This is a genomic window from Kitasatospora sp. NPDC058492, assembly GCF_042720685.1.
Taxonomy (GTDB): Bacteria; Actinomycetota; Actinomycetes; order Streptomycetales; family Streptomycetaceae; genus Kitasatospora.
Window position 1 is genome coordinate 1 of record NZ_JBHXMU010000086.1, and the last position, 25,097, is coordinate 25,097.

Below are 25,097 nucleotides of genomic sequence, written 5' to 3' on the forward strand. Positions count from 1 at the left end.
GGCCCGCCGCCGAGGGCCCGTCCGGCCCGCGCCCGGTCGGCACCGGCCTCGCCGAGCTCGCGCCGCCGCGCCCGCTCGGCGGTTCGCCGACGCCCGCCGCCGGACCGCAACCGCCCGTCCCGGCCGAGACCAGGACCGCCCCGCGCCCGATGGCCGAACTGCCCGCCGCCGCCGGCGACCGGACCGACGAGCAGCCGCCGACCATGGCCAGCCCGAACGGCTCGAACGGCTCGAACGGGGAGGGCGGCAGCGCCCGTCGGCTGCTGGTCTGGCCCGAGCCCGATCCGGCCACCCGGCAGGCCCTTCAGGAACGCGGCTACCGCCCGGTGATCGTCCGCTCCCGCGAGGAGGTGGACGCCCAGGTCGCCGGCTTCCCCGCGGCGCTCTTCGTCGACCCGCTGACCAGCCCGATCACCCGCACCGCGCTGCAGTCGCTGCGCACCGCCGCGCTCAACAGCCGCGTCCCGGTGCTGGTCACCGCCGGTCTCGGCCAGGCCACCCGGGACGCCGCGTACGGCGCCGACCCGGCCGTGCTGCTGCGCGCCCTCGCGCCGCGCGACGGCGAGCACCACGCCCCGCGCGTCCTGCTGGTCGAGGGCGACCCGGACATCGCCGCCGCCATGATCAGCAGCCTGGAGCGGCGCGGCATGCACGTCGAGCACGCGGTGGACGAGAACGACGCCGTCGCCCGGGCCAGCAGCGTGCAGCCCAACCTGGTGGTGATGGACCTGCTCCAGATCCGCCGCCGCCGGGTCGGCCTGCTGGACTGGCTGCGCGCCAACGACCGGCTGCACCGCACCCCGCTGGTGGTCTACACCTCGGTGGACCTCGACCCGCGCGAACTGCCCCGGCTGCGCACCGGCGAGACGGTGCTGTTCCTCGCCGAGCGCTCGACCAGCGCCGACGTCCAGTCCCGGATCGTCGACCTGCTCGGGCGGATCGGCGCGATGGGCGAGGCGGGCGTCGCCGCGGCGGGCTGACCGCGCCCTGACGCCGAAGGTCCGGCGAGATCCACCAGGCACGCGCCGAGGGCCGGCCACCCCGCTGGAACGGGGGTGGCCGGCCCTCGGCGGTCGGGCGGGCGGCTACTCCTTGCCGAGCACCGTCACGTCCAGTTCGTCCGCCGCGTAGCTGGCGCGGATCACCTTCTTGTCGAACTTGCCGACCGAGGTCTTCGGCACCGACTCGACGATCGACCAGCGCTCCGGCAGCTGCCAGGAGGCGATCCGCCCGGCCAGGAAGGCCCGCAGCTCGCTCAGCCCGGCCGTGGCACCCGGGCGCAGCACGACCGTGGCCAGCGGGCGCTCGCCCCACTTCTCGTCCGGGACGGCGACCACGGCGGCCTCGGCCACCTCGGGGTGGGCCATCAACTGGTTCTCCAGTTCGACCGAGGAGATCCACTCGCCGCCGGACTTGATCACGTCCTTGGCCCGGTCGGTGAGGGTCAGGTAGCCGTCGGCGGTGATGGTGCCGACGTCGCCGGTGCGCAGCCAGCCGTCCTCGGAGAACTTGTCGTCCGGCCGGACCGGGTCCTGCCCGGCACCGCCGTAGTAGGCCCCGGCGATCCACGGGCCGCGCACCTCCAGCTCGCCCGCCGCGACGCCGTCGTGCGGCATCCGCTCACCGGCCGGGCCGACCAGCCGGGCCTCGACGGAGGCCGGGAAGATGCCCTGGGTGACGCGGTAGGGCCACTCCTCCTCCGGGGTGAGGCCGCCGGGCGGCTGGGCGAAGGAGCCGAGCGGCGAGGTCTCGGTCATGCCCCAGGCGTGCAGCACGCGGATGCCGTGGCGCTCCTCGAAGCCCTTCATCAGCGAGGGCGGGCAGGCGCTGCCGCCGATGACCACCATGCGCAGGCTGGAGGTGTCGTAGTCGCCCGCGTCGAGCTCGTCCAGCAGGCCGCTCCAGATGGTCGGGACGGCGGCGCCGACGGTGGGCCGGACGGCGGCGATCATCTCGGCCATCGGCTTGGGCTGGAGGAAACGATCCGGCATGAGCAGGTTGGCACCGGACATGAAGGCGGCGTGCGGGATGCCCCAGGCGTTCACGTGGAACATCGGGACCACCGGCAGCGCGGTGTCGCGCGGGGTGAAGGCGAAGTTGTCGCCGGTGTTGACCTGGAGGCAGTGCAGGTACACCGAGCGGTGGCTGTAGAGCACGCCCTTCGGGTCCCCGGTGGTGCCGGAGGTGTAGCAGAGCACGGCGGCCTCGCGCTCGTCGAGGTCGCTGCGCCACGGGTAGGCGGTGGGCCGGCCGGCGATCAGCTCCTCGTAGTCGTGCACGGTGCCCGGGAAGCCGGCCAGCAGCGAGCGGTCGGCGGGGCCGTTCACCACGATGTGCCGGAGCGTCGGGGCGAGGTCCGGCAGGACGGCGGCGAGCAGCGGGAGCACGCTGCCGTCCACGATCACCGTGTGGTCGGCGGCGTGGTTGACGATGAACGACAGCTGGTGGGCGGGCAGCCGCAGGTTGAGCGTGTGCAGCACGGACCCCATCGCGGGGACGGCGAGGTACGCCTCCAAGTGGACCGAGTTGTTCCACATAAAGGTCGCGACCCGGTCGTCCCCGGTCACCCCCAGTTCGTCGCGGAGCGCGTGGGCGAGCTGCGCGGCCCGCGCCCCCACCTCGGCGTACGTCCGCACGACCGGCCCGGTGCCGTCCCAGGTGGTGACGGTGGACCGGCCGTGGATGGTGGACCCGTGCTCCAGAATCCGGGCGACGGTGAGCGGGACGTCCTGCATCGTGCTGAACACGGGTCCTCCTTGACCTGGCGGCACTGGCGGCTGCGCCTGCGGCACCTACCGGGCGGTAATGCGCGCGGACGTGCCCGATTGTGCCGCCCCGCCCCACCCGCTGTCAGTATCCCGGCCCCGTTGCCCGGATCACGGATCGGCGACGCGTCAGCCGGCGGTCGGGCCGTCGACGTGGTTGCGGTCGATCGTGAGGGCGGCGCCGCCGTAGGTCTCCTCGACGTTGCCGCGGTACTGGTGGACGCGCTGGTGGTCGCCCCAGAGGTCGGAGCCGAGGGCGCCGGAATCGGCGGTGTCGGCCCGGTCGTCCCAGCGGGCGTACCAGAGGGCGTCGGGCAGCGGGAAGCTGCCGGCCCGGGCGGCGGCGGCCAGGTCGGCGATGCCGGAGTCGAGGCTGGAGTAGAAGCCGGAGCGGTAGCCGGCGGCGTGCAGGGCCTGGGTCCAGCCGACGGCGAAGTCGACCACGGCCTGGCCGCAGGCGGGGTCGTGCATCGGGTAGGCCTCGATGTCGAGGTAGACCGGGCCGCCCTTGCCGAATCCGAGCGAGCCCATCGCGTGGACGGCTTCGGTGGCCTCGTCCCGGCCCTGCTCGACCGCGTGGGCGGGGTCGATCCGGCGCGGCTTGCGGGCGAGTTCGCTGCACGGCGCCTGGAGCCCGACGTGGGCCGGCAGGAAGCGCCAGCCCAGTGCGCGGGCCTGGCGCACCCACTCGGCGGTGAGCCGGGGCTGACCGCAGCCGCGCTGGGCGCCGCTGACGTAGATGCCGAGCGCGCCGTACGGGGAGACCCCGTGCCAGGCCCGCAGGGTGTCGAGGGGCGGCGCGGTGCAGGCGTCGAAGGCGGGGCCGGTGAAGTCGTCGTGGATCCTGGGCGGGCCGAACCGGTCGGGCAGGGTGAGGGCCCGGATGCGGGGGAGGGCGGCGGCCCCGGCGCTCACGCCCGTCCCGTCGGTGGCCAGCAGGAGCACGAGGGAGGCGGCGAGCAGGGCCGCGGGGCGGAGATAGCGCACCCGCCCTTGCTACTGACGGACCATCGGACGAATGCGGCAACCACGCCGGGCGCACCGGGCGAGCCCACCCTTTCGGCCGCACCCGTCCACATCCGTCCCGATAGTTGTAACGAGCTTGCCCGTTCATCACTCCTTACGGCAAACTCGCCCATATGCCCAGCTCCCATCCCAGCGAAACCACCGCCCCGATGCCGGCTGCCGCCGTCGCCGAGGCGCTTGCCATGCCGCCCGCCCCCCAGGGCGAGCCCGCCGGCGAGCGGGGCAGCTGGCGACGAGGCGGGGCACCCGGCTCCACGGCACCGCCCGACGCGCCCCCCGGCCGGCCCACCGGCCGACTCCCGAAGGTCCTGCGGCGCCCGGAGAGGATCCCGGCGCCGCTTCTCTGTCTGACCGCGATGTTCCTGGTGCAGACCGGGATCGCCCTGTCCAAGCCACTGTTCGGCCCGCTCGGGGTCAGCGGCACCACCTTCCTGCGGCTGGGCTTCGCGGCGGTCATCCTGCTCGCCGTCACCCGGCCCCGGTTGCGCGACAAGCGCCCGCGCGACCTCGCCGCGGCGGCCCTGCTGGGCGTGGCCTCGGCCGGGATGACCTTCCTGTTCGCCGGGGCGATCGACCGGCTGCCGATGGGCACCGCCGCGACCATCGAGTTCCTCGGCCCGCTCGCGGTCGCCCTGGTCTTCGCCCGGCGCGCCAGCCACCTGCTCTGGGCGCTGCTCGCCGCCGGCGGCGTCGTCCTGCTGACCCTGCTCGGCGAGGGCGGCGACGGGGGCGGGCTCGACCCGGTCGGCCTGCTCTACGCCTTCGGGGCCGCCGCCTGCTACGCCGCGTACATCCTGTTCACCGACAAGGTCGGCGCCGCCTTCCAGGGCTTCCAGGGCCTGGCGGTGTCGATGACGGTCGGCGCGCTCGCCCTGGCGCCGTTCGGGCTCGGCCAGGCCTGGGACGGGCTGACCGCGCCCGGCGCCTCGCCGCTGGGACTGCTGGCCGCGGTGGCCGGGGTGTCGCTGCTGCTGCCGGTGATCCCGTACGCACTGGAGATGACCGCGCTGCGGCGGATGCCGCAGCGGGTGTTCAGCGTGCTGGTCAGTCTGGAGCCGGCGGTCAGCGCGCTGGTCGGCCTGGTGGTGCTCGGCCAGCTGCTGGGCGTGCCGCAGCTGGCCGGGATCGGCTGTGTGGTGGCGGCCAGCGTGGGAGCCACGCTGACCGGGCGGCGGTAGGGCCGCACGACGACGGGGCCCGGCCAGGCCGGGCCCTTGGGCCGTCAGACCGCTACGGCCACAGCAGGGTGCGCGACCACTCCGGGGTCCGGACCGGGCCGGTGCGGGTGTAGCGCAGCCGGACGTGCCGGCGCTGCGCGTCGCCCTGCCAGTACTCCACCTCGTGCGCCCACAGGGTGTAGACCGCGTGCCCGGCCGCGACCGCGTCCGGAGTGGCCTCCAGCCGGCGGCGGGCGACGGCGACGGCCTCGTCGTACTCGGCGAGCGAGGCCATCGGCTCGCTCTGCCGCCCGACCAGCGCGCCGACCCGGGCATCCGGGGAGCGGGTGGCGAACTCGGCGGCGGCGACCAGGTCGGCGGCCCGCTCGACGGTGCCGCGGACCCGCACCTGGCGGCCCAGCTGGGGCCAGTAGACGGTCAGCGCGGCGGCCGGGTGGTCGGCCAGCTGGCGGCCCTTGGGGCTGTCGGCGGCGGCGGAGAAGACCCAGCCGGTGCCGGACGCGTCGACGTCGCGCAGCACCAGCACCCGGGCGTCCGGCAGGCCGTCCGCGTCGACCGTGGAGAGGGTGACCACCTGCGGGTCCGGCACGCCGGCGGCCAGCGCGGTGGCGAGCCAGTCCACGAACAGCGGGCCGGGCTCGGCGGGCGCGGCCTCGGCGTCGAAGGTCGGCAGCGGGCGGGCCATCGGCGGGCGGCCGAGCAGCAGCTCGGGCACGGACTTCGGCTCGGGCCGGTGCTCGGCCGGCTCCCGGCGGGCGTCCGGCCCGGGTCGCGGATCCGGCTCCGGTGCAGGCCAGGCCTCGCCCGGGCCGGTCAGGCCCTCCTCCTCCGCCGCCATCGCGCGCCCTCTCTTCCGGTTGCCGCGGTCGCCGCCCCGGCCGGGCCGTGGTTCCCGGGCCCGGGCACGTGGTGCGCTGTCGGAGCGCAACCGTACCGCCGAGCACCGACGGCTCCGGGCGCGGGCCCTCGCTGGACGCGTTCGGGGCGTCCGGGCGGGCCTCGGCGGGCGGTCCCGAGCGGTGCCGGCGGTGTCGGGCAGCCGGCGATGTCGGCGGTGCCGGACAGCTGGCGGCGCCTGGCAGCCGGCGACGAGCGGGCCCGTGCGGTTCGCGCCCGGCTCCGGACGCACTCGTGGGCGGTGCCGATGGCGGCACCGCCCACGAGGCCGGCTTCACGGCGACCCTTTCCGCTGGCCGGTCATGCGCTGTTCTGATCCGCGCCCGGGCGGGAATTCCGCCCGGAGACTGGTTCGAGCCCCTCCGCGAGCGCTCAGCTCACCCGCGGCCGCCCACCTCCGGCGCCCCCGCCGTCGGTGGTGCCCGATCGGATCAGTGGAAGATCGGGGCGAACACGACGTTGATGTTCTTGTTGGACTGCCCGGCCAGGATGGTGCCCGCGTTGTCCTTCACCGCGAGGGTGTTGTTCTGGTTCGAGGCGCCGGCGCCGGTGGCGGTCTGCTGGGTGGAGATGTAGTTGCCGTCGACCCCGCCGAAGACGTTGCCCGTGCCGACGTTGGACACCACGCCGGCGTTGGAACCGGCGGCGGCGCCCGCACCGTTGTCGGCGGCCGCAGCGCCGGCGCCGGCCAGCAGCAGGCCGGCCGCGAGCGGGGCGGCGAGCAGGAGTCCGGCCACCCGGCGGGTGTGGATGCGAGCCATGAGAGCCTCCAAGAAGCTGTAAATCGTGCAATTGTCGAGCAAGGGGTGCGGGAGTTCGCCGGCCAGACGAACACCTGCTGGCTGCGACGCCGAGAGACAGACTTCCGCAACAAATCGACAAAGCACTAGTCGGCGGGGCAGTTTTCGCCCGTTAGCGTGATATCCACCCGGGCTGCGCATAACGGACCGAAAATCGGACAGTGCGCCGACATACCTCTCTGAGCTGGCACTTTGCCCGAACGGCGACCTCTCGGAGGACCCCCCAGGCAGGGCGCTTCGCCATCACGCGAACCACCAGGCGCACCACCCCGGCGCAGGAAAATCAGGAAACGCGCCCCCAAAAAGTTCGACTACCCTCCCATGTCGACTTTTCTAGCCATTCCCAGACCATCGGAAAGTCGTACTGGAATAGGGGGGAATACCATCAGACCATCTTGCCCGGGTTCATGATTCCCAGCGGATCGAAGACCGCCTTCAGCTGTCGCTGGAGGTCCAGCGCGACCGGCCCCAGCTCGCGCGCCAGCCAGTCCCGCTTGAGCAGCCCCACCCCGTGCTCCCCGGTGATCGTGCCGCCCAGCTCCAGCCCCAGCGCCATGATCTCGTCGAAGGAGCGCTGCGCCCGCGCAGCCTGCTCCTCGTCCGAGCCGTCGAAGATCACGATCGGGTGGGTGTTGCCGTCCCCGGCATGGCTGACCACCCCGATGGTCAGCGCGTGCCGCTCGGCGATCGCCGCCACACCGTTCAGCATCTCGGCCAGCCGGGAGCGCGGCACCGCCACGTCGTCGATCATCGTGGTGCCCAACCGGTCCAGCGCGGGCAGCGCCAGTCGCCGGGCCTCCAGCAGCAGCTGCGATTCCGCCTCGTCCTCGGCCGGCACCACCTCGGTCGCCCCGGCCTCCCGGCAGAGCTCCGCCACCCGCACCAGCCCGGCCTCCCGGTCCGGCCCGTCGAAGGCCACCAGCAGCAGCGCCCGGGTCGTCTCCGGCAGCCCCATCCGCCCCAGGTCGTTGACCGCCCGCACGCTGACCGCGTCCATCAGCTCCATCAGCGACGGGGTCAGGCCGCGCGCCATCACCTCGCAGACGGCCGCGCCCGCCGCGTCCGCGCTCGGGAACTCCGCCGCCAGCGCCAGCTGCGGCGCCGGCGCGGGCCGCAGCGCGAGCACCGCCCGGACCACCACGCCCAGCGTGCCCTCCGAGCCGACCAGCAGCCGGGTCAGGTCGTACCCGGCCACGCCCTTGGCCGTCCGGCGCCCGGTGGACAGCAGCCGCCCGTCCGCCAGCACCACGTCCAGGCCGAGCACGTACTCGCTGGTGACGCCGTACTTCACGCAGCAGAGCCCGCCCGCGCCGGTGCCGATGTTGCCGCCGATCGTGCAGGACTCCCAGCTGGACGGGTCCGGCGGGTACGAAAGCCCCAACTCCTCGGCTGCTCGCGACAGTTCGGCGTTCACCACGCCGGGTTCGACCACCGCGATCCGGTTCACCGGGTCGAGCTCCAGGATCCGGTTCAACTTCACCATCGACAGCACGATGCAGCCGTCCACGGCGTTCGCCGCCCCCGACAGCCCGGTCCGCGCCCCCTGCGGCACCACCGGCACCCGCAGCGCGGTGGCGGTGCGCAGCACGTGCTGCACCTGCTCGACCGTCTCCGGGAACACCACCACGGCGGGCGCACCGGCGGCGCAGAAGCCGGCCATGTCATGGCGGTAGGCGGCGGTCACGTCCGGATCCACCACCACGGCCCCGGCCGGAAGGCCCTGCGCCAGTCGGTCCGTCAGGTCACCCATCGCCGCCTCCACTCGCCGCCCGCCGCCTCCACCGCACTCTGCCCGCCCGCCGAAGGCCCGGCAAGTGGGCCCCGGCGGGATCTGCGGGGCACGGGCCTCGGCCGGGCAGGGCCTACCGGCGGACCACCGGCTCCTGGAACTCCGTGACCCACCGCGCCGGGTCGTCCGGGCACTCCAGGTAGAGCTCCCGGGCGTAGCCGGCCGAGCGGTAGCCGTTCGCGTCGATGAAACGGGCCAGCTCCTGGAAGCTCCCCATCGCCTCGTCCATCGAGCCGCGGTGCACGACCGTCGCCGCCTCCTCGATCGGCGGCAGGTCGAGCACCGCGAAGCCGTACCGGCCCGGCTCCACCGCCGGCCCGACCGGGACGGCCACCCGGATCAGCACCGTGCCCTCGCCCTCCGGCACGTCCTCGTACCGGGCGACGGACGGGCCCGCCCCGGCGATCCCGGCCTCGGCCAGCCGCCGGCACAGCTCCGCGAACAGCGGGCCGATCACCGGCCCGATGTCCTCCGGCTCGTAACTCGCGGCCACCGCGGTCAGTTCGGCCACCCGGACGGACGGCACCCGCTTCAGCACGACGTCGTGTGCGGACATGCTCCCCTCGCTCTCGATCGTCCGGAGCCTCGCCTCCACCCTGGTCAGCCGCTGCTCGTCCGCGGCGATCGCCTCGGCGAGTTGGGCCCGGCGCAGCCGCAGCATCCCGCGCAGTTCGGCCGCGTCCACCTGCTCGTCCAGGACGGCCCGCACCTGCTGCAGCGTGAAGCCGAGCTCCTTGAGCGCGATCACCCGGTTGAGCCGGGCGAGTTGGGATGCCTCGTAGGACCGGTACCCGCTGACCGGGTCCACCCTGGCGGGCCGCAGCAGCCCGATCGCGTCGTAGTGGCGCAGCATCCGCACCGACACCCGGCCGTGGCTGGCGAAGTCTCCGATGTTCAACATGGTGCCCCCACTCCACCCCCTGCCACCGTGTCAGGGTCAACCCCCGCCGGCCGCAAACGCGAAAGGCGGGTGCCGAGTGATCTCGGCACCCGCCCTGAGCAGGTGGTTCTCCAACCAGCGGAGAGCGTGGGATTCGAACCCACGGTACGGGGTCACCGCACGACAGTTTTCAAGACTGTTCCCTTAGGCCGCTCGGGCAGCTCTCCAGGCGGAGGTCAGCCTAACGGGTCCGGCGGGGTTCGGTGCACACCGTTTCGTGCGGGTGGGGGTCAGCTGTCGCCGTCCCGCTGGCCGAGGGTGACCTTGGTGTTGAACTGCTGGCCGTTGCGGGTGTACTCGACGTCGACGGTCTCGCCGGGCTTGTGCGTCCAGATCCGGCTGACCAGGGCGGGGCCGTTGTCGATCGGGACTCCGCCGAGCTTGGTGATGACGTCGCCCGGCTTGAGACCGGCCTTGTCGGCGGCGCCTCCGGGGGTGACGGCCGGCTGGCCCTGGATGTCGCGGGTCTGGATCTGCGCGCCGTCGCCCTTGTAGTCGTCGTTGCGCAGCACGTCGAGCTTGGCGTAGACCGGCTTGCCGGTCTTGATCAGGGTGTCGGCGACCCACTTGGCCTGGTTGATCGGAATGGCGAAGCCGAGGCCGATGCTGCCGGCCCGGCCGTTGGCGGAGGCGTTGGACTGGATCGCCGAGTTGATGCCGATCACCGAGCCGCTGGAGTCGAGCAGCGGGCCGCCGGAGTTGCCGGGGTTGATCGAGGCGTCGGTCTGCAGGGCGTTCATGTAGGAGGACTGGCCGCCGGTCTCGTCGCCGGAGGCGACCGGGCGGTCCTTGGCGCTGACGATGCCGCTGGTGACGGTGGACTCCAGGCCGTACGGCGCACCGATCGCGACGGTGGCGTCACCGACGTTGACCTTGTCGGAGTCGGCCAGCGGAAGCGGGGCCAGCTTGCTCTTCGGCGGGTTGTCGATCTTGACCACGGCGACGTCGTAGCCCTCGGCGTGGCCCAGCACGGACGCGTTGTAGGACGTGCCGTCGGCGAACTTGACGGTCAGTTTGCCGCCGTTGAGGGTCGGCGCGACCACGTGGTTGTTGGTGAGGATGTGGCCCTCGGTGTCGAAGACGAAGCCGGTGCCGGTGCCCGACTCGCCGTTGCCCTGCGCCTTGATGGTGACGACGCTGGGCAGCGCCTTCTGCGCGATGCCGGCGATCGAGCCGGGGGCGGGCTCGTTCTTCTGGGTGTTGCTGGCCTGGACGGTGGTGCTGCGGTGGTCGTCGGCGCTGTTGGTGCGGTCGTTGCGGTCCGCGACGGTCACGCCGAGCGCCCCGCCGGCCACGCCGGCGACCAGCGCGACGGCTGCGATCAGGGCGACCAGGCCGCCGCGCTTCTTGCGCGGGCCGCCGGGGCCGCCGGGGTAGTCGGCCGGGTAGCCGAGCGGTCCGGCCGGGCCGCCCGGGTAGCCCGCGCCGCCGCCGGCGTCGTGGGCGGCGCCCCAGCCGCCGAGCGGCTGGCCGGCGCCGAACGGGTGGTGGCCGGGCGCGGGGTGCGCGGCGGGCGCGCCGGGTGCGGCCGGGGTGCCGTACGGGTCGTGCGGGCCGGCGGCGGGGACGCCGTGGGCCGGGGTGGCGTACGGGTTGGCACCCGGCGGCAGGGCCGGGCTCTCGGCGACGGGTGCGACAGGTGCGACGGGTACCGCCGGCGCGGCCGGGACCGGCGGGGCGGGCGGCAGGACGGGCGGCGGCGCGTCGATGTAGCCGGTGGCGGCGTCGACCGGGGCGGTCGGCGCGTCGGCGACCGGCGCGGCCGGGGCCTGCGGGGCCGCCTCCGGCGCGGGGACCTTGGTGAAGGCCACGGTGGGCTGGTACCCGCCCTCGGCCGGAACACCATCGGTCGGCGCGCCTTCGGTCGGCGCGGCCTCAGCCGGTGCGGCCTCGGCGGCCGGCGCGGCCGCGGGCTCGGGGACCCGGCCGAAGGCCAGTGTCGGCTGGTGCCCGCCCGAGGCGTGGCCGTCGGAAGCGGGAACAGCCGCCGCCTGGCCGCCCGAGGGCTGCTCCCCCTGCGGCCCGGTGGGCCCAACCTCGCGCTCGGTGCTCACGAACGACCTCCATAGCTGACAGAACCAAGGACCATAGTTTTTCGTACTGCCGATTCGATTGCCGTAAGGACCCCTCTGAATAACTCATAAGAATCCTTAGCCGCCGCCGACAGCCGGGCCGCCGACCAGGCTGTCCTGCGCCGACGACCGAGCCGATCACCAAGCCGACGACCGAGCCGACGAGCAACTCGACGGCCGAACCGGCGACCAGGCCGACGACCGGAGGCTCCCCCACCTCCGCCGGACGTCCCGCGATGCGGGCCGCACACCCCGTGGCCTTGGCGTTCACCCCCGGGCCGGTTAGCCTGTCGCTCACAACTGACACGCGGGAGCTTGGACCGACCAGGCTGAGAGTGCGCTGGTCGACCGTACGCCACGGGATCGTGGGCGGACCGTCGAGGGGGCGCAGACCGCCGGAACCTGTCCGGGTAATGCCGGCGTAGGGAGTATCGGCCATGTCGCCTGCTTCGCCATCCTCTTCTTCGGGCGCGCCCGCGTCCAAGGGTTTCCCCGAACCGTCCCCGACCGCTCACGACGGTGACAGCGGTGACAGCGGTCGCCCGGGCCCCACCGACACGGCGACCGCCGTCCTGGACCGCCCGGAGCGTGCCGAGGCACCGCTCGTACTGGACACCGAGCCGCCGCGCACGCTGCGCTTCCGGGACCACTTCGCGCTCTGGATGAACCTGGGCGTCAGCCTGATCGGCTTCTCCACCGCCGCGACCGTGCTCGGCGCCAAGGGCAGCGAGCTGTCGCTGGCCGCCGCGGTGACCGCGATCGTGGCCGGCACCGTGGTCGGCACCGCGATGCTCGGCGTGGCCGCGCTGATCGGGGCCCGTACCGGTGCGCCCGCGATGGCGAACCTGCGCGGGCTGTTCGGCACCCGGCTGTCGTACGTCCCGACGGTGCTGAACATCGTCCAGTGCGTCGGCTGGGGCGTGTTCGAGCTGCTCACGATCGCGGTGGGCGCGCAGACCGTCGCCCACACCGACGGCTACCGCTGGCTGTTCGTGCTCCTGGCGGGCGCGCTGACCACCGCGCTGACCATCTGGCCGCTGGGCTCGATCGCGGTGCTGCGCCGCTTCGTGGCCGGTGCGGTCGCCGTCGCGATGGTGTACTTCACCGTCCAGTTGGGCCGCCAGGGGGTGCCCGACCCGGGCGCCGGCAACTGGCACGGCTTCCTGGGCGCCACCGACGCGATGATCGCGGTGTCGATCTCCTTCGTCCCGCTGGCCGCCGACTACACCCGGCACTCGCGCACCGCGCGCTCGGCGTTCTGGGGCAGCTTCTCCGGCTACACGATCGCCCAGGTCTGGTGCTACGTGCTCGGCCTGATGGCCCTGCTGCAGTCCGACGGCGACCCGAACAGGATCTTCGACTCCTTCCTCGGCGTCTGGGCCGGCTGGCTGTTCCTGCTGGTGCTGGTGCTGCGCGAGACGGACCAGTCCTTCGCCAACGTGTACTCGACCGCGATGTCGGTGCAGAACCTGCTGCCGAAGGTGGACCGCCGGGTGCTGACCGGCGGGATCGGCCTGCTGATCACCGTGCTGGCCCTGCAGATCGACAAGTTCACCGACACCTACACCAACTTCCTCGGCCTGATCGGCTCGGTCTTCGTGCCGCTGCTGGCGGTGCTGGCGGTGGACTACTTCTTCGGCGCCGGCCGGTACGGCTGGAACCTCTCCGCCGACGCGCCCTCGCGCCGCCTGATGCTGCTGCCGTGGGTGCTGGGCTTCGCGGTCTACCAGTTCATCGCGCCGACCGCGGTGGCCGGCTGGTGGACGGACTTCTGGACCTCCGCCCAGGACGCCCTGGACTTCACCCCGCAGGAGTGGACGTCGGCCTCGCTGTTCGCCTTCCTGGTGCCGGCCCTGGTCACCTGGGCGCTCACCCCGCTGACCCGCAGGGCGGCGCGGAGCTGACCGACCGGCACCGAAGACGGCCCCGCGGATTGGGGCCGTCTTCGCCTGCGCGTCACTTCCGCCGCCTATCGTGGGGCCCGTGACCAGCACAGACCCGTCCTCGACGGCGGCGCGCACCACGCCGCCCGTCCAGGTGATCGCCCACCGCGGTTCCTCGCACGCCCTGCCCGAGCACACCCTGGCGGCGTACCGGCGCGCGCTCGACGAGGGCGCGGACGCGGTCGAGTGCGACGTCCGGCTGACCGCCGACGGCGAGCTGGTCTGCGTGCACGACCGCCGGATCGGCCGGGTCTCCAACGGCCAGGGCACCGTCTCGGCGATGACGCTGGCCGAGCTGGAGGCGTACGACTTCGGCGCCTGGAAGACCGGCCGCCCCAGCACCGACCCCGAACTGCGCGGCGTGCTGCGGCTGGAGCGGCTGCTGGAGCTGGTGGTGGACTGCGGCCGCCCGGTGGACCTGGCGATCGAGACCAAGCACCCGGTGCGCTACCGCGGCCGGGTGGAGGCCGAGCTGCTGCGGACGCTCGAACGCTTCAAGATCGGCGCGAGCCGGGAGGGCGAGCGCCCAGCGGCCCGGATCATGAGCTTCTCCTCGGTGGGGCTGGACCGGGTGGCGGCCTCGGCGCCGGAGTACCGGCGGGTGTTCCTGTTCGAACGGACCCTGCCGCTGCTCGGCCGGCTGCGCCCGGGCTCCCCGCTGCCGGGCGGGGCGCGGATCGCCGGGCCGGGCATCGACCTGGTGCGGGCCCGCCCGCAGCTGGTGACGCGGCTGCGCGAGCTGGGGCACGAGGTGCACGTGTGGACCGTGGACGAACCGGCCGACGTGGAACTGTGCCTGGAGCTCGGGGTGTCCGCGATCATCACCAACCGGCCCGCCGAGGTCCTGGCGCAGCTCGGGCGGTGATCCGCCGTCGGGCGGCGGGCCGCCCGCAAATCCACCCGCAAAGCCCGGACACAACCTGATCGTTCTGGTCGGCAGTCAAACCTTCCGGGCCCGTTATTGCCGGAATTCATGCACCGGGGCGACGCAGGGTGAGCACGGAATGACCTCAGGTCCACCCTCGGTCGCAATCGCTTGAAATGTCCTCGCGGGATCGTCCGGCGGTCGTTTCCGACGCATTACCAAGGGGCATCTCTCCCTCGGCATACGCTGAAGGAGGTCCGGGGGTGGCGTTGATGGTGGCGCGTGAAGTGCCGACTTCATCGACCATGGCAGTGCCGCACGGCCCGGCGAGTGTCGGGGTCGCACGGCGCCGACTGCGTCGAGATCTCGGCGACCGGCAGATACCGGAGCCGGTCATTGATGATGCCGTATTGATCCTTTCCGAACTGCTGAGCAACGCCTGTCGGTACGCCCGTCCGCTCGGCCCGCTGCGGGCCCTGGGGCGCGGCGCGCGGGCCGAGGTGGTGGACCAGCTGCTGGTCGGCGTCCCCTCCGGGACGCACCCCGCCACGGGCGGCCGGGAGCGCGAGGAGCACGGGAGCGGAACGGACGGCGGCGTGCTGGTCCGCTGGCAGCTGCACGCCGACGGCGTGCTCACCCTGGAGGTCACCGACGGCGGCGCGACCACCCGGCCGCTGCCCGCCGGCCCCTCGCTGACCTCGCGCGGCGGTCGCGGCCTGAACATCGTCGGCCAGCTGGCCAGCGACTGGGGCGTGCGCGACGCGCCCGGCGAGGTGACGGTCTGGGCGGCGCTGCCCGCCCGGGCCCGGCACGCCCGGCGCACCGGTGGTGACGCCCGCAGCGCCTGAACCGACGCGCGCCCCCCACCCGTCCGCCCGGCGCGTGCCCGCGCGCCGGGGGAACGTCAGTAGGCTGCCCGGAGCAAAGGACCACCGTTCCCGGGAGAGCCGCACCATGGGCAAGAAGGCCGCCAAGAAGGCGCCGCAGCGTCAGTCCACCACCGCCGTCACGGGCGAGGTCCCCGTGGTGGGGGCCCGCGAGAACTGCCCCTGCGGTTCGGGCCGCCGGTACAAGGCCTGTCACGGCCGGGAGGCCTCGCACGCGGTGCAGGAGCTGGTGCACCGCCCGTTCGAGGGCCTGGCGGGCGAGGCCGACTGGGTCGCGCTGCGCGAGCTGGTGCCCGCCGCCACGGTGCCGCTGACGCTGGCCGCCGGGGTGGCCGAAGGCGCCACCGGCGACGTCCCGTCGGTGACCCTGGCCACCGTGCTGCCGCTGGCCTGGCCGGCCCTGCGCCGCCAGGACGGCTCCATCCTGCTCGGCCTGCAGACCCAGTCCTCCTCCGGCGACCTCAGCCGCGACCTCGCGGACGCCCTGGAGCTGGCGCTGGCCACCGAGCCGGGCAACCCGGTGCCGTCCCGCCGGACCGAGGCGGGCGGACGCCGGCTCCAGGACCTGCTGGACGTCAACGCCGCGTTCACGCCCGCCGTGCACACCGGCTTCGAGTTCTGGCTGGAGGACGCCGAGACCGCGACCGGCGAGGTCGCCGCCTCCCTGGAGCGCGCCAACGCCTCGGCCATCCCGACCGAGAAGCTGGCGAGCGCCGACGCCGCCTACTGGTGCGGCACCCCCGACAAGAACCACCTGCGCTGGGTGATGACCGTGCCCGAGGAGCGGCTGCTGGACGCGCTGGCCCGGCTGAGTGCCGCCGACCAGTCCTCGCTCGGCCCGGACACCCGCCTGGTCGGCTCGTTCCGCGCGCACGGCCTGACCGTCCCGGTCTGGGACCTCCCGCTCGCCATGACCGCCGCCGACTGCGAGAAGCCGGCCGCCGAGTTCGCCGAGCGGCTGGCCTCGGTACTCGCCGACGAGACCCCGTTGACCGCCGAGGAGCGGCGCGCCCGCGCGAACCTGGTGAACCGTCAGGTCACCTTGAACTAAAGCGCCCGGGATCCGGGTGATACGCGTCACATTGTCGCCATGAAGCCGCAATTTCCGGGCGGGCAGGGCCTCTTGGAAATTGGCGCGGGCGCGGATCCTTGTTACTGTCTAAAGAGTCCGGCCGCTGGTGCATCCCCCGTCGCCAGCGGCCGGATCTTTTGTTTTCCGCAGGGCCCCGACGAGCGGCCCGGGAACGGACCGGCGGATCAGTACGCCGAGCGACCGCTGTCCAACCGGACCGTCGCCTCCACCAACTCGCCCAGCAGCGGCCCGACCTGCGGCAGCCACACCCCGCCGTCGGCGTCCGGGTGCGGGGCCAGCACCCAGCGCACCCGGCCGGCCGCCCCGCCGGGCGGCAGCGGCAGGAAGCCGTCCACCCCGTGGTAGCGCAACGAGCCTGGCACCCAAGGGAGTTGAGCGAGCATCTCGCCGATCGCGTCCAGCGAGTACGGGGCCACCAGCAGCGCGTACCGGCCCGGCATCGCCAGCACCGGACCGAGCGGCAGCCGCAGCGCGCCCAGGTAGACCAGCGCCCGGGCGCCGGCCGCCGCCGGCAGGCTGACCGCCGAGACCACCGAACCGGTGGCGGCCAGCACCGGAGCGTCCGGGCTCTGCCGCTCCCACCACCAGCGCACCATCCGGGCGTCCGTGGTGGCGGCCAGCAGCGACGGGTCGTGCGGGTGCGCGCCCGGCACGGTGCAGTCCTGGTCGCCGCAGGAGCACTGGCCGCCGCGCAGAACGGCCCCCGGCACCACGGGCCAGCGGTGGTCGACGGCGGCCGTCAGGGCCGCGGCGAGCCGGGCAGGGCGCTGACGTGCGACGTCGTCCTGGACGGGGTGGTGGGGAGTGGCGGGCGGACACGGATCTTTCGGGTTCTCACGCATGGCGCTCGTTCCTTTCCCTGACCGCTCGGTTCGCTCCGGCCCGTCGGCACCGCCGGGACTCGTCACGCGGACCCGCGGTGGCACGGCCCCGGCGGCGCGAAGGGGGGCGGGCGGCATGGCGGGCGGCGCGGCGACGACGTGGATCACGGTGTGGAGCACGACATGAGAAGGGCCGCGCACTGAAACAGCCCCTGGAACGAGAATCCCGTATGCGACCGGATGGACGCCGCCCGGGCGCGCTTGGTTCCACCGTACGAGTGAGAGACTTCCGGCCAGCCCGGGTCCCGGGCGGCGCGGGCATACGATCCGGACGGCCGCCGGGTCCGTCCCCTCCGTTCTGCCCGCTCCCGGTCCCCTCCATGCCTCCCGACCGGACCGGCGCGCGGCCAGGCCGTACGCGCCCCCCGACCGGGTCTCGCGGATGTGGAACAGGCCACCGCGTCGTCCTGGATCTGGACATGCCCCAAATGGCCTGTGTAGAAGTGGTGGCATTGCTGTCGATCAATGACGAGTAGTAGCGAATCGAGGCGAAACGCGCCCTTTGGCCGTCATCGCTCCACACCGGCCGTACCTGGGGGTTCCGCATGGCACGTAGCACGTCAGGAGTGGCGGCATGACCGAGTCCCACCCGTCGTCGTCGACACCCTCCGAGCCGGGCGAGCCCGGCAGCGCCGGCGGGCTGACCGTCCTCGACCCACCGGGCTTCCCCGGCCCCGCCGACGCGCAGGACGGCGCGGCGGACGTCCGCACGGCACCGGCCGCCGGGGTGCAGGACCGTTTGGCCGGACGACTGTCCGATTTCACCAGCCTGCACCGGCACACCGAACAGCTCGCCCGCGCCCGCGGCCTCGCCGCCACCCTGGACACCGTCCTCGCCTCCGGCGCCGCCCTGCTCGGCGCCCGCCGCGGCGTCCTGGTCACCCGGATGCCCGGCGGCAGGCCCGGCCAGCCCGTCGGCCTCGGCCTCGACCGCGCCAGCCTCGGCGCGCTGGAGACCGTCCCGCCCGAGCAGAGCCTGCTCGCCAGGCTGCTGCGCGAACAGGACCGGCCCGAACGGCTGCACTCCCCCGACCTCGCCGAGGACCCGGCCACCGGCGCCCGGCTGCGCGAACTCGCCGCCCAGCTCGGCCTCGGCGGCTGCTACGGCCTGCCGCTCGCCACCGAGGAGGACGGCCCGCTCGCCGCCGCCCTCTGGTTCTACGACGAACCCGCCGAACCCACCGAGCGCCAGCGCGAGCTCGCCCACCGCTACGCCGGGATCGCCGCCCCGCTGCTCGCCAAGCAGCTGGAGGCGGACAAGGTCCGGCGCACCACCGAGGCGCTGCGCCGCGGCCTGCTGCCCGACCGGCTCCCCCAGCCCGCCGGCCTGCGGCTGGCCGCCCGGATCCTCCCGGCCGGCCTGGACCGCTCCTGCGGCAGCGACTGGTACGACGCCATCCCGCTGCCGGACGGCACCGTCGGCCTCACCGTCGGCTCCGTCTCCGGCGACGGCCCCGGCGCGGGCCCCGGCTCCGCCCCCGGCGCGGCCGCCGCGATGGGCAGGATCCGGGCCGCGCTGCGCGCCTACGCCGTCCTGGAGGGCGAGGACCCGGTGTCCGTCCTCGGCGACCTGGAACTGCTGCTCAAGACCACCGAACCGGCCCGCACCGCCACCGCCGTCTACGCCTGGGTGGAACCCGAGGAGCGCCGGATCACCCTGGCCGGCGCCGGCCACTGCCCGCCCGTCCTGGTCGGCCGGCACGGCGCCGAGTTCGTGGAGACCTCGCTCTCCGCCCCGCTCGGCATGCTGGCCTGCTGGGAGGCCCCCGGCGTCGAGCTCACCGCCGACCGCGGCGACACCCTGCTGCTCTACACCGAGGGGCTGGCCCGCCGCTGCGGCCCGACCCTGCACGCCGGCCAGGCCAACCTGCGCCGGGCCGCCGCCGACGCCCCGCGCGACGTGCGGATCGACCCGGACCGGCTCTGCGCCCACCTGCTGGCCGTCTGCCCCGACCCCGAGCCCGGACCGGCCACCGACGACCTGCTGCTGCTCGCGGCCCGCTTCGAATAGCCGCCCCGAACAGTCGTCCCGACCCCGAACGGGCGAGCGGCCGGGCGTCCGTACCATGGACGCACGGCCGCCCGCGCGTGTCGCGATCCGACACTCCCCCGAGGGGCGGCGGTACCACCCCAAGGAGGCGTTACACGTGACCGAGGACCGCACGCCCGCAGTGGCCGAGAACCCCGAAGCCGACGGCGGCGACGAGCCGCAGCAGTTCAAGGGCCGCAAGAACGGCCTGTACGGCGAGGTCTCCGACGAGCTGGCCGCCTCGATGAAGACCGGTTGGGCCGACACCGACCTGCACGGCCTCGTCCCGGTCGCCCAGGCCCCGTACGCGGCCGAGCGCCGCGCCCGGCTCTCCGCCGCCTACCCCGGCGAGCGGCTGGTCGTCCCGGCCGGCAACCTGCGGGTGCGTTCCAACGACACCGACTACAGCTTCCGCGCCGCCAGCGAGTACGTGCACCTCACCGGCGACCAGACCGAGGACGCCGTGCTCGTCGCCGAGCCCACCGGCGACGCCGGCCACGAGTTCGCCCTCTACCTGCTGCCCCGCTCCGACCGCGAGAACGGCGAGTTCTGGCTGGACGGCTACGGCGAGCTGTGGGTCGGCCGCCGCAACAGCCTGGGCGAGCAGGAGCAGCTGCTCGGCCTGCCGGCGCGCGACGTGCGCAAGGCCGCCGAGGAACTGGCCGGGCGCACCAAGGACTCCTCGGTGCCCACCCGGATCGTCCGCGGCTACGACGCCGGCCTGGAGGACACCCTGGCCGACGTGCTGGACGCCGACCGGGACGCCGAGTTCAAGGAGTTCCTGAGCGGCCTGCGGCTGGTCAAGGACGAGTGGGAGGTCGGCGAGCTGCGCGCCGCCTGCGACGCCACCGTCAAGGGCTTCACCGACGTGGTCCGCGAGCTCGGCCAGGCCGTCGCCACCTCCGAGCGCTGGATCGAGGGCACCTTCTGGCGCCGCGCCCGGGTCGAGGGCAACGACGTCGGCTACGGCACCATCGCCGCCGCCGGCCCGCACGCCACCACCCTGCACTGGGTCCGCAACGACGGCGACGTCCGCCCCGGCGAGCTGCTGCTGCTGGACGCCGGCGTGGAGACCCACACCCTCTACACCGCCGACGTCACCCGCACCCTGCCGATCGACGGCCGCTTCAACGAGCTCCAGCGCAAGATCTACGACGCCGTGTACGACGCCCAGGAGGCCGGCATCGCCGCGGTGAAGCCCGGCGCCCGCTTCCGCGACTTCCACGACGCCTCGCAGCGCGTGCTCGCCGAGCGCCTGCTCGCCTGGGGTCTGCTGGACGCCTCGGCCTACGACGTCGAGAAGGTCCTGGAGCTGGGCCTCCAGCGCCGCTGGACCCTGCACGGCACCGGCCACATGCTCGGCCTCGACGTCCACGACTGCGCCCACTCGCGCCGCGAGGAGCACGCCGACGCGCTGCTGGTGCCCGGCATGGTCCTCACCGTCGAGCCCGGCCTGTACTTCCAGCAGGACGACCTGACCGTGCCGCAGGAGTACCGCGGCATCGGCGTCCGGATCGAGGACGACATCCTGGTCACCGCCGACAGCAACGAGAACCTCTCGGCCGGCCTGCCGCGCCGCGCCGACGAGGTCGAGGCCTGGATGGCCTCGCCGGCCTGAGCCACCCGCCGAGGGCCCGGCCTCCCCGTGGTGGGGAGGCCGGGCCCTCGTGTCACTTGGTGACCTTGACGGAGATCTTCTTCTCGCCGAGCACGGTCAGCTTGCTTCCGTTGTACGGAAGCGTCACCTGCGCCGAGACCGGCATGTCCCCCGGGCCGTTCCCGGCGCCCAGGGTCAGCCGGTAGGTGACCTTCCTGGTCTGCCCCGGGGCCAGGGAGAACAGCGACGCCTGGTCCGCCACCGCGTAGCCCATGTCGCTGCCCGGCCCCATCGGCGCCGGCCTCCAGGTGTCGCCGTCCTGACGCTCCAGCTTGCCGTCGTTGGGCCCCTGCACGACCTGCACCGGCGGCGAACCCGGGTAGGGCTCCGTGACGACCAGCGGCTGCAACCGGCCGTAGGTGTTCTGGCTGGTGTTCCGGAAGGTCACCGAGAAGGTGACGGCCGAACTCCCCGCCGTCAGCTGCTGACCGGCCGCCAGGCCGTCGAAGGCGACCGCGATGTCGTTCCGGTTGGCCTCCGTGGGCGGCGCCTGGCGGCCGCTCAGGTCGAGGGTGTTGACGATCGTCATCAGTCCGGGCTGGTAGTCGGCCTTGAGGCCGATCGCCGCGACGGACACGAAGTCCTTCGGCAGGGCCCACATCTGGGCCGTGAAGGCGTCGCCACCGCAGTTGATCTGCCACTGCGACTTGCGTGCGGCACGGCCTGCCACGGTGGGTGTGCTCCTGGTCGGGCCGACACTGTCGATCTGTCCGCTCCTGGCGAGCGTGGGGGAGTAGGACCACGCCGGGCACCAGGGCTGCGTGGACCAACCGCTGCTGGAATCCAGGTCGGGCAGCCTCGGCCAGGCCTCCGACTCCTGGTCCAGGACCGTCAGAAGCACGCCGTGCGGCAGGCAGTCCCCGGCCGACGCGTCCTGCGGAGCACTCGGGCTCAGGATGCAGAGGCTGTTGGCGGCGGGATCCGGATTGACGGCCCGCCAGCCCGGCGGGATCTTGAACTTGACGCCCCGGAAGGGGTACGTCGTCCCGGCCGGCGCGGTGGTGGCCGGGGTGGTGGCGGGGGTGGTGGGCGGCGCCGTCGTCCGGGTGCCGGCCGACGTCGGGTCGGAGAGCGGGGCCCCGGTCTCCGGGTCGGCGGCGGGACTGCCGGTGTCCGGCGAGGGGGCCGTGGGGGTCGGGGCGGCCGTCGGTTCTGGGGCCGGGCTCGGCGAGGTCGTCGTGGTGGCGGCCGGCGGGGGGACGTCCTTCCTGGCCAGCGGGTCGCCGTGGAAGGTGAGCAGGCCGATCGCCAGGGAGGCGGCCAGCGCGAAGACCGGCACGGCGGTCAGGTACACCGGGCGCAAGCGCCGCACCCGGCCGCGCGGCGGTTGCGCCGGGCGCAGGTCGTGCGCGGTGATCAGCGAGGTGCGGGCGTTCATCGCCTCGCGCAGCAGCCGTTCGGTCGCCGTCTCGGCCGGCCCGTCACCGTCTCGGCCTCCGCTCTCGCGGCCGGGGAGCTCGTCGGTCATCGAACCTTCTCCAGATGCTTTTCCAAGGCGTCCAGGGCCCGGCTGGCGGTGGACTTCACGGCGCCCCGGGACAGCCCCAGGGTCTCGGCGATCTGCGCCTCCGACAGGTCGGACCAGTAGCGCAGCACCAGCACCTCGCGCTGGCGGGGGGTCAGCTCCTGCATGGCCGCGAGCACCCGCCGGTGCTCGTCGTTGAGCACCGCGTGGTCCTCCGCGGAGGCGGCGTCGGGCTCGTGCGGCGGGACGTACTCGCGGGCGGTCTTCCGGCGGCGCAGCACCGACCGGGCGCCGTTGACCACCGCGGTGCGCAGGTACCCGAGCGCGTTGTCCAGGTCGTCCAGGTGCTCGCCGTACCGCTGGTAGAGCTGGGTGAAGGCCTCCTGGACGACGTCCTCGGCCAGGTCCTGGTGGTCGACCAGGAGGACGGCCATCCGCACCAGGCCCAGCCGGTGGGCGTGGTACAGGTCGGTCAGGGTGGGCCGGTCCTGCGCGGGCCTGCGCCCGCCGCGCAGCAGCCGGAAGCCGGAACGGCGCTGCGCCGCCTGCTCGTCACCCGGACCGGTGGGCACCTCGTCGGCCTCCTGCGCGCCGAACAGCACGGCGACCACTCCGCGAACGGAGAAACCGCGCCCCCTCGTCGGCCCGGCGATCGGCCCGATGGCCATGGACATGCGCGTTTCCGCTTTCCCCCGGGACGGTGGCGGCTCTCGCCGGACCGTCAGGACTCCTGATCAAGATCGCGATCGGGGAGATCCTGACAGCCGCCCTCGGCCCGCCCCTCTCCGCCCCCGTACCAATGGACGTGTGACCGGGGTGAAGGTTGCAGGTGGATTCGAGCAGGATTCCCGGCCGGCCGGAACGGCTACACTCACCGCCATCCCGCCACCCGTCAGCAGGGGGTCCGCATGACCGAGCAGCACGTCGAGGGCCCGGTCGGCACCGGGCCGGGCCCGGTGCCCGTCGTCATCGGCCCCCGCCCGGAGCCGGTGCACCACGTCGCGGTGTACGCCTTCGCGGGCATGGCGCCCTTCGAACTCGGCGTGGTGGTGGAGGTGTTCGGGCTGGCCCGGCCCGAACTGGGCGGCCTGCTGGCAGCGCCCTGGTACGGGCTGAAGGTGTGCGCCGACCGGCCCGGGACGGCGCTGGACGCGGTGGGCGGGTTCGCGCTGACCGCCCGGCACGGGCTGGACGAACTGGCCTCGGCCGACACCGTGGTGGTCCCCGGGGTGCCGAACGCGTTCAGCGGCGCGGTCTCCCCCGGGCTGGTCACCGCGCTGCGGACGGCGCACGAGCGCGGCGCCCGGATCGTCTCGATCTGCTCGGGCGCCTTCGCGCTGGCCGCCGCCGGACTGCTCGACGGGCAGGAGGCGACCACCCACTGGCGGTACGCCGACCTGCTCCAGCAGCGCCACCCGGACGTGCGGGTCAACCCGGACGTGCTGTACGTCGACAACGGGAACGTGCTCACCAGCGCGGGCAGCGCCGCCGGGATCGACCTCTGCCTGCACCTGGTCCGCCGCGACCACGGCGCCAAGGTCGCCAACAGCGTGGCCCGCCGCTTCGTGGTGGCGCCGCACCGGGACGGCGGGCAGGCCCAGTTCATCGAGGCCGCCGTCCGCCCGGTCGAGGAGGAGGACGACGGGGTCGCCCGCAGCATGCAGTGGGCGATGGGCCACCTGGCGTCCCCGCTGACCGTCCCGCTGCTGGCCCGCGCCGCCCGGATGTCGGACCGCTCGTACCTGCGGCACTTCACGGCCCGCAACGGCACCAGCCCGATGCGCTGGGTCGTCACCCAGCGCATCGCGGCCAGCCTGCCGTTGCTGGAGTCACCGGAGGGGACGGTGGAGGAGATCGCGGCGGCGGTCGGCTTCGAGAGCGCCGCGACCTTCCGCCACCACTTCGGCCGGGTGATGCGCACCTCCCCGACCGCCTACCGGCGCTCCTTCGGGCGCGGGGTCGCGTAGCCCCCCCGCCACGCGGCCCGGCATCCGGCATCCGGCATCCGGCATCCGGCGGCGACTATGCCTTCTCGTGCCGGTCCGCGTTGGCGAGGATGGCGTCGTGCAGCCACTGCGCCAGGCCCGGGGCGAGGTTCTCGTAGGTGGTGGTCCACCGCGGGTCGGAGACGTACAGCCCGGCCAGGCCGCGGTGGATGGTGAACGTGCAGTCGTAGAAGTTCTGGCAGATGTGCTGCCGGTGCGCCTCGGCGAGGTCCGTGGCGGCGGCGCCGTCGGCGGGTTCGCCGGCGGCGAGCGCCTCGACCAGGCGGGTGTTGAGGTCGGCCATCTCCGTCTGGATCCGCTGCCAGTCGGCCTTGCCGTAGCCGCCGGTGCGGCGCTGCGACTCGGCCCAGGCCGCGGTGTCGCCCCAGCGCTGTTCGGCCTCCTGCTCCCACTCCTCCTGGTAGCCCTCGCCGAAGATCTCGAACTTCTCCTCCGGGCTCAGCTGAATGCCCATTCTTCGTGCCTCCATGGCGTGTTCGACGGCTGTGGCGAGGTCCTGGAGGTGCCTGATCCGGTCGGTCAGCAGTCGGTGCTGCCGCCGGAGGTGCTCGCTCGGGCTGACCGAGTCGTCGTCCAGGATCGCCGCGATCTCTTCCAGGGGGAACCCGAGTTCGCGGTAGAAGAGGATCTGCTGCAACCGGTCGAGGTCGGCGTCCTGGTAGCGGCGGTAGCCGGTCCGGGTGCGGCCCGCGGGGGACAACAGGCCGATCTCGTCGTAGTGGTGCAGGGTGCGGACGGTCACCTTGGCGATCTTGGCCACGGCGCCGACCGAGTAGCCCTCGCTGCTCATCCGGGTTCTCCCTT

Annotated in this window: 19 protein-coding genes, 1 tRNA gene, 1 pseudogene and 1 riboswitch; of the genes and pseudogenes, 9 read left to right on the top strand and 12 right to left on the bottom strand. The window is 73.9% G+C overall.

Annotated features, from left to right (window positions below; all coding sequences use genetic code 11):
• Nucleotides 1–980 (top strand): annotated as a pseudogene (locus tag ACFWPI_RS35775) (hypothetical protein); the annotation flags it as partial.
• A 105-nt stretch (nucleotides 981–1,085) separates the two neighbouring features.
• Here the strand turns inward: ACFWPI_RS35775 and ACFWPI_RS35780 are convergent.
• On the bottom strand, nucleotides 1,086–2,747 hold the full coding sequence (locus ACFWPI_RS35780; protein WP_380378458.1) for a long-chain fatty acid--CoA ligase: 1,662 nt from the start codon (nucleotides 2,745–2,747) through the stop codon (nucleotides 1,086–1,088).
• A gap of 147 nt (nucleotides 2,748–2,894) precedes the next feature.
• Nucleotides 2,895–3,752, bottom strand: a complete 858-nt coding sequence (locus ACFWPI_RS35785) for a glycoside hydrolase domain-containing protein (protein WP_363370649.1) — start codon at nucleotides 3,750–3,752, stop codon at nucleotides 2,895–2,897.
• Nucleotides 3,753–3,904: 152 nt separating this feature from the next.
• Here ACFWPI_RS35785 and ACFWPI_RS35790 point away from each other — a divergent pair, with 152 nt between their 5' ends.
• The gene (locus ACFWPI_RS35790) at nucleotides 3,905–4,969 is read left to right on the top strand and encodes a DMT family transporter (RefSeq protein ID WP_371517968.1); all 1,065 of its coding nucleotides are present in this window, start codon (nucleotides 3,905–3,907) and stop codon (nucleotides 4,967–4,969) included.
• A 52-nt stretch (nucleotides 4,970–5,021) separates the two neighbouring features.
• Here the strand turns inward: ACFWPI_RS35790 and ACFWPI_RS35795 are convergent, their stop codons facing one another.
• The 6 genes from ACFWPI_RS35795 to ACFWPI_RS35820 form a co-directional block, all read right to left on the bottom strand.
• Entirely contained in the window at nucleotides 5,022–5,807 is a 786-nt protein-coding gene (locus tag ACFWPI_RS35795) for a pyridoxal 5'-phosphate synthase (RefSeq protein WP_244293416.1), read from the bottom strand.
• 490 nt (nucleotides 5,808–6,297) lie between these two features.
• Nucleotides 6,298–6,627 (bottom strand): hypothetical protein, encoded by a 330-nt coding sequence (locus tag ACFWPI_RS35800; protein WP_363370655.1) that lies wholly within the window; start codon nucleotides 6,625–6,627, stop codon nucleotides 6,298–6,300.
• A gap of 424 nt (nucleotides 6,628–7,051) precedes the next feature.
• Nucleotides 7,052–8,416, bottom strand: coding sequence for an FAD-binding oxidoreductase (locus ACFWPI_RS35805; RefSeq protein ID WP_380378461.1), 1,365 nt, complete (start codon nucleotides 8,414–8,416; stop codon nucleotides 7,052–7,054).
• Between the two features lie 112 nt (nucleotides 8,417–8,528).
• Complete coding sequence (locus ACFWPI_RS35810; RefSeq protein ID WP_380378463.1) at nucleotides 8,529–9,356, bottom strand: MerR family transcriptional regulator; 828 nt, start codon at nucleotides 9,354–9,356, stop codon at nucleotides 8,529–8,531.
• 118 nt (nucleotides 9,357–9,474) lie between these two features.
• A tRNA-Ser gene (locus ACFWPI_RS35815) sits at nucleotides 9,475–9,562 on the bottom strand.
• A gap of 63 nt (nucleotides 9,563–9,625) precedes the next feature.
• A complete protein-coding gene (locus tag ACFWPI_RS35820; RefSeq protein WP_380378465.1) occupies nucleotides 9,626–11,449 on the bottom strand; it encodes a S1C family serine protease in 1,824 nt (607 codons plus the stop codon).
• Nucleotides 11,450–11,764: 315 nt separating this feature from the next.
• A riboswitch (TPP riboswitch) is annotated at nucleotides 11,765–11,912 on the top strand.
• Here ACFWPI_RS35820 and ACFWPI_RS35825 point away from each other — a divergent pair.
• The 4 genes from ACFWPI_RS35825 (at nucleotide 11,905) to ACFWPI_RS35840 (ending at nucleotide 16,213) form a co-directional block, all read left to right on the top strand.
• A complete protein-coding gene (locus ACFWPI_RS35825) occupies nucleotides 11,905–13,371 on the top strand; it encodes a purine-cytosine permease family protein (RefSeq protein ID WP_380378466.1) in 1,467 nt (488 codons plus the stop codon). Its footprint overlaps the riboswitch before it by 8 nt.
• A 79-nt stretch (nucleotides 13,372–13,450) precedes the next feature.
• Nucleotides 13,451–14,275, top strand: coding sequence for a glycerophosphodiester phosphodiesterase family protein (locus ACFWPI_RS35830; protein WP_363370665.1), 825 nt, complete (start codon nucleotides 13,451–13,453; stop codon nucleotides 14,273–14,275).
• A 410-nt stretch (nucleotides 14,276–14,685) separates the two neighbouring features.
• Nucleotides 14,686–15,123 (top strand): ATP-binding protein, encoded by a 438-nt coding sequence (locus ACFWPI_RS35835; protein ID WP_380378468.1) that lies wholly within the window; start codon nucleotides 14,686–14,688, stop codon nucleotides 15,121–15,123.
• Nucleotides 15,124–15,229: 106 nt separating this feature from the next.
• Nucleotides 15,230–16,213, top strand: a complete 984-nt coding sequence (locus tag ACFWPI_RS35840) for a DUF5926 family protein (RefSeq protein WP_063348567.1) — start codon at nucleotides 15,230–15,232, stop codon at nucleotides 16,211–16,213.
• Between the two features lie 206 nt (nucleotides 16,214–16,419).
• Here the strand turns inward: ACFWPI_RS35840 and ACFWPI_RS35845 are convergent, their stop codons facing one another.
• Nucleotides 16,420–17,097 (bottom strand): bifunctional DNA primase/polymerase, encoded by a 678-nt coding sequence (locus ACFWPI_RS35845; RefSeq protein ID WP_063348566.1) that lies wholly within the window; start codon nucleotides 17,095–17,097, stop codon nucleotides 16,420–16,422.
• Nucleotides 17,098–17,710: 613 nt separating this feature from the next.
• Between ACFWPI_RS35845 and ACFWPI_RS35850 the strand changes: the two genes are divergently transcribed.
• Nucleotides 17,711–19,147, top strand: coding sequence for a PP2C family protein-serine/threonine phosphatase (locus ACFWPI_RS35850; RefSeq protein ID WP_079135750.1), 1,437 nt, complete (start codon nucleotides 17,711–17,713; stop codon nucleotides 19,145–19,147).
• A 136-nt stretch (nucleotides 19,148–19,283) separates the two neighbouring features.
• Complete coding sequence (locus ACFWPI_RS35855) at nucleotides 19,284–20,783, top strand: aminopeptidase P family protein (RefSeq protein ID WP_380378470.1); 1,500 nt, start codon at nucleotides 19,284–19,286, stop codon at nucleotides 20,781–20,783.
• 52 nt (nucleotides 20,784–20,835) lie between these two features.
• Here ACFWPI_RS35855 and ACFWPI_RS35860 read toward each other — a convergent pair whose 3' ends face one another.
• A complete protein-coding gene (locus ACFWPI_RS35860) occupies nucleotides 20,836–22,290 on the bottom strand; it encodes a hypothetical protein (RefSeq protein WP_380378472.1) in 1,455 nt (484 codons plus the stop codon).
• Nucleotides 22,287–22,961, bottom strand: a complete 675-nt coding sequence (locus tag ACFWPI_RS35865; protein ID WP_380378473.1) for an RNA polymerase sigma factor — start codon at nucleotides 22,959–22,961, stop codon at nucleotides 22,287–22,289. The genes ACFWPI_RS35860 and ACFWPI_RS35865 overlap by 4 nt, the downstream gene beginning before the upstream one ends.
• A 234-nt stretch (nucleotides 22,962–23,195) precedes the next feature.
• Between ACFWPI_RS35865 and ACFWPI_RS35870 the strand changes: the two genes are divergently transcribed.
• Nucleotides 23,196–24,254: a helix-turn-helix domain-containing protein gene (locus ACFWPI_RS35870; RefSeq protein WP_380378475.1), complete on the top strand. Its 1,059-nt coding sequence runs from the start codon at nucleotides 23,196–23,198 to the stop codon at nucleotides 24,252–24,254.
• A 55-nt stretch (nucleotides 24,255–24,309) separates the two neighbouring features.
• On the opposite strand, the gene ACFWPI_RS35875 is transcribed toward ACFWPI_RS35870, so the two are convergent.
• Nucleotides 24,310–25,083, bottom strand: a complete 774-nt coding sequence (locus ACFWPI_RS35875; RefSeq protein ID WP_380378477.1) for a MerR family transcriptional regulator — start codon at nucleotides 25,081–25,083, stop codon at nucleotides 24,310–24,312.
• Nucleotides 25,084–25,097 lie beyond the last annotated feature (14 nt).